Source organism: Streptomyces sp. NPDC097981 (assembly GCF_040302565.1).
In the GTDB taxonomy this organism is placed as follows: domain Bacteria; phylum Actinomycetota; class Actinomycetes; order Streptomycetales; family Streptomycetaceae; genus Streptomyces.
The window spans coordinates 1-5,028 of the sequence record NZ_JBEORW010000128.1 but is presented as its reverse complement, the minus strand read 5'-3'; the positions used below and the strand labels follow the sequence as shown (position 1 = coordinate 5,028).

Sequence of the window (5,028 nt, the reverse complement as noted above, 5' to 3'; positions counted from 1 at the left end):
CGCGCCACCTGAGCCTCGAACAACCCACCCAGCGACCCCACCGGCAACTCAACCGCCGTGTCATTCCACCCCGACACCAGCTCATGCCGCTCAGCAGCACTGAGCACGTCCACCGCACCCAGCCGGAGTTCCGGCTCCGCGGCCACCGCGCCCAGCACCCGAACCAGGCCCTCGATCAGACGTTCCACCGACGCCACGTCGAACAGGTCCGCCGCCGCGACCACCGCGCCACGCAGACCCGCCGGCACACCGCCGGGCCCGAAGGACTCGCCGACACTGAACTCGAGGTCGAACTTGGCGGCGGACGTACCCGCCGAGACCCTGCTCGTCGGCTCAGCACCCGACAGGTCCAGGGCCGCCTCCGCGTTGTTCTGGAGGGTGAGCATCACCTGGAACAGCGGGTGACGGACCAGGGAGCGCGTCGGGGCGAGTTCCTCGACCAGCCGCTCGAACGGCACGTCCTGATGGGCGAACGCGCTGATGCCCGACTTCCGGACGCGGGACAGCAGTTCGCGGAACGTCGGGTCCCCCGACAGGTCCGTGCGCATGACCAGGGTGTTGACGAACAGCCCCACCATGTTGTCGAGGGCTTCGTCGGTGCGCCCCGCGACCGCGGCGCCGATGGGGATGTCCGTCCCCGCACCGAACCGCGACAGCAGCACCGCCAGGGCGGCCTGGAGGACCATGAAGGTCGTGGCGCCTTCGGCCCGGGCCAGCTCCGCGAGTCGGCCGTGAACCTCCGCCGGGATGTTCAGCGACACGGTGTGGCCCTGATAGCTGGCGACCGTGGGGCGCGCGTGGTCGAAGGGCAGCGCCAGTTCCTCGGGGATCCCGGCCAGCGCTTCGCGCCAGTAGGCCATCTGCTGGGAGACGACGCTGTCCGGGTCCTGGTCGTCGCCGAGCAGTTCGCGCTGCCACATCGCATAGTCCGCGTACTGCACCGGCAGCGGCTCCCACTCGGGCGCCCGCCCCTCCTGGCGCGCGGCGTACGCGGCGGAGACGTCACGGGCCAGCGGTCCCATCGACCAGCCGTCGGCGGCGATGTGATGGACCACCACGAGGAGCACGTGGTCGTCGGGCGCCACCGTGAACAGCCAGGCCCGGATGGGCACTTCGGAGGACAGGTCGAAGGCGTGGCTCGCCGTCTCGGCCACCGCGGCGTGCACGTTGACCGCGCCCGGCGTCGTGGACAGGTCCACGACGTCGAGCTTCCAGGTGAGGTCCGCGAGTTCCAGCACCCGCTGGTGCGGCTCACCGCCGGCGACGGTGAACACGGTGCGCAGGACCTCGTGCCGGTCCATCACGTCGCGCAGGGCGGCGTTCAGTGCCCCGCTGTCCACCTGGCCGGACAGCCGCATGGCCATGGGGATGTTGTAGGTCGGGCCGGGGCCCTCGAGCTGCTCGACGAACCACAGACGGCGCTGGGCGAATGACAACGGAAACATCAGGAATCCCCCTGGGTACGCGTACGCATGGGCCGCAACGCCGGCCGCTTTGCTGACTTCTTCTTTCCGAGCTGCTGTGCGAGACCCGCGACCGTCGGCGCTTCGAACAGCGTCCCGATCCCGACCTCCACGCCCAGCGCCACCCGGATCCGGCTCACCAGCCGTACGGCAAGGAGCGAGTGCCCGCCGAGGGCGAAGAAGTCGTCGTCCACACCGACCTTATCCAGCCCCAGCACCTGGGCGAACGCTCCACACAGGGCCTCTTCCTCGGGGGTCGACGGACCCCGGCCGGATCCCGCCGTGACGGCGTATTCCGGTGTCGGCAGCGCCTTGCGGTCCAGCTTTCCGTTCACGGTCAACGGCAGGTCGTCCATGACCACGACGGCTGCCGGGACCATGTACCCGGGCAGGCGTTCGGTCGCGAACTGCCGGACGGTTCCGGCAAGTCCGTCACCCGCGGCCGGCTCCCCGGCGTCCACTGCGTCCACTGCGTCCACGGGGACGACGTAGGCGACGAGCCGCTTGTCACCGGGTGTGTCCTCACGGACGACGACCGCGGCCTGGGCGAGCTGCGGGCACGCGGCCAGTACGGCCTCGATCTCGCCGGTCTCGATCCGGAAGCCCCGGACCTTGACCTGATCGTCAGCGCGGCCGACGAACTCCAGGTTCCCCTCCGCGTCCCACCGGACCACGTCGCCGGTGCGGTACATCCGCTCGCCCGCGTCGGCGTACGGGGAGGCCACGAACCGGTCCGAGGTCAGCCCGGGACGGTTCAGATAGCCCCGCGCCAGGCCGGCGCCGACCACGTACAGCTCACCCGGCACCCCGACGGGTACGGGCTTGAGCTTCCCGTCCAGGACGTACAGCCGCAGATCGGGGATCTGGCGGCCGATGGCGCTCGGGGCTCCGTCGGTGGCCGCGGCCTCGTCCAGTGCCGCGTAGGTGACGTGCACGGTGGTCTCGGTGATCCCGTACATGTTCACCAGCACCGGCGCGTCCTGCGGGTGGCGGGAGTACCACTCCCGCAGCCGGGCCGGGTCCAGGGCCTCGCCACCGAACACCACTGTGCGCAGGGTTAGTTCCTGTCCCAGCTCCGGCTCCTGCGCCTCCGCCTGCATCAGCTGGTAGAAGGCGGACGGCGTCTGGTTGAGCACCGTCACCCGTTCGCGGACGAGCAGCCGCAGGAAGTCCTGCGGGGAGCGCGACACCTCGAACGGGACGACGACAAGGCGGCCGCCGTGCAGCAGGGCGCCCCACAGTTCCCAGACCGAGAAGTCGAAGGCGAAGGAGTGGAACCAAGTCCACACGTCCTCGGCTCCGAACTCGAACCAGTTCCGTGTCGCACCGAAGAGGCGCGCCACGTTGGCATGGGTGACGACCACGCCCTTGGGCTGTCCGGTCGACCCCGAGGTGTAGATCACGTACGCGGGGTGGGAGGCCAGCAGGCTGCCCGCCCGGTCCGCGTCCGTCAGCCGTGCGGCGTCCAGGCCGTCCAGCTCACCGGCCACGGCCGGGTCGTCCAGGGCGACCACCGCGAGGACGCGCGCGTCCTCGGGGCCGAGCAGCCGGTCGCGGGTCTCGCGGTCCGTGACCACGGTCACGGGGGTCGCGTCGCCCAGGACGAAGGCGATGCGCTCGGCCGGGTAGCTCGGGTCGATCGGCAGGTAGGCGCCGCCCGCCTTCACCACGGCGAGGAGGGAGACCACCAGGTCCACCGACCGGTCGAGGCATACGGCGACCAGGGACTCCGGTGCGACGCCCCGGGACACGAGCAGTCGCGCCAGCCGGTTCGACCGGGCGTCCAGCTCGGCGTACGTCAGCCGCGTGTCGCCGAACTGGACGGCCACAGCGTCCGGGGTCCGCTTCGCCTGCGCGTCGAACAGCGCGGGCAGCGAGTCCACGGGCACCTGCTCGGTGCCGTCGTTCCAGTCCACCAGCATCCGGTGGCGCTCGGCCTCGCCGAGTACGTCGACCGAGCTCAGCGGCTGGTCGGGGGCGCCGTCCAGGGCTTCCTCGATCGCCGTGACCAGGTTGTCCGTGGCCGTGGCGACCAGGGCCGCGACGGCCTCGGCGTCCACCGAGGCGACCGCGTCGACGGCCAGGCCGATCTCCGTGCCGTCGTCGTCGACCGACACCGACAGCGGGTAGTTGGTCCGCTCGCGGGAGAAGACCGTCCGGATCCCTTCGAGAGCGGAACCGGCTCCCTCGCCCTCACCAGGACCGGAGTTGTGCCGGTAGTTGAAGAGCGAGGAGAAGAGAGGGGTGTCCCCCTGTACGCCGCTGGCCTGCTGGGCCAGGGCGAGCGGAGCGTGCTCGTGCTCCAGCAGACCGGCCAGCTGGTCGCGCATCGCGGACACCGCCGCCAGCGCGCCCAGTTCGTCCATCCGCACCCGGACGGGCAGCGTGTTGATGAACGGACCCGCCACCCGGTCGGATCCGGCGCCGGCGTTCATCCGGCCGAACAGGACGGTGCCGAAGACCACGTCCTCGCGGCCGCTGACCGCGGCCAGCACCCGCGCCCACGCCACGTGCATCACCGTCGCCGGGCTCGAACCGAGCCGCCGGGCGACGTCCCGCAGCCGCCCGGAGACGCCCTCCTCCAGCTGACCCAGCGCTCGCGCCACGTCCGAACCGACACCGCGCACGTCCACCAGCCCGTACGGGGCGGTGGGCTCGTCGACATCGCCCAGCAGCTCGGCGAAGAACCGTTCGTGCTCCCCGCTGTCCACACCGGCCCGGGCCTGCGCCACGAAGTCGCGGAACGGCAGCGGCTCGGGCAGCTCCGCACCACGCCCGTCGAGGAACGCCTGGACGTCGCCGAGGATCACCTCCATCGCGGTGTGGTCCTGGACCATGTGGTGCATGCGCAGCAGCACCAGCCAGCGGCCGTCGGCCGCTGCCGCCAGGTGCATGTGGATCAGCGGCGCCCGCCTCAGGTCCATGGACAGGCCGACCCGGGCCACCAGCTCACCCGCGGGATCCGTGGCGAGGGGGTCCAGCTGGACCTCCTCGACCGGGAGGACGGCGTGTCGCCACACCACCTGCACCGGCTCGCGCAGGCCTTCCCACACGATCCCGGTCCGGTAGATGTCGTGCCGGTCCACGACCTGCTGCAGCGCCTCCGTGAAGGCGTCCAGCCGCTCGCGGGAGTCGAACTCCACGACCCTCGGGGTGACGTAGGCGTCCTCGCCGCCGTCGGCGAGGAGGTGGTGGAAGAGCAGACCCTCCTGGAGCGGGGCCAGCGGGTAGACGTCCGCGATGTTGGCGGCGCCGCCCTCGACGGTCGCGACGATCCGCGCCACCTCATCGGCGGTCAGGTCCACCAGCGGCAGCATCTCCGGGGTGATCTCCCGCGCACCCTCGGGGATGGCGTTCGCCGGTACGTCGACCTGCTCGGCCCCGGCCACCGCGGCCAGGCCCGCCACGCTCGGCGTCTGGAACAGCGCCCGTACGGACACGGACACGCCGTGGCCGCGCAGCCATTCCACCAGCCGGACGGCGAGGAGGGAGTGGCCGCCCAGGGCGAAGAAGTCGTCGTCGACGCCCACGCTCTCCACGCCCAGGACCTCAGCGAAGGCAGCGC

General features: G+C 71.6%; 2 protein-coding genes. Both read right to left on the bottom strand.

The window, feature by feature from the left end:
- On the bottom strand, positions 1 to 1,445 hold a 1,445-nt coding region (locus ABTY04_RS40210; RefSeq protein WP_352218388.1), incomplete at its 3' end, for a condensation domain-containing protein.
- On the bottom strand, positions 1,445 to 5,028 hold a 3,584-nt coding region (locus ABTY04_RS40205), incomplete at its 5' end, for a non-ribosomal peptide synthetase (protein WP_352218387.1). The genes ABTY04_RS40205 and ABTY04_RS40210, both read right to left, overlap by 1 nt.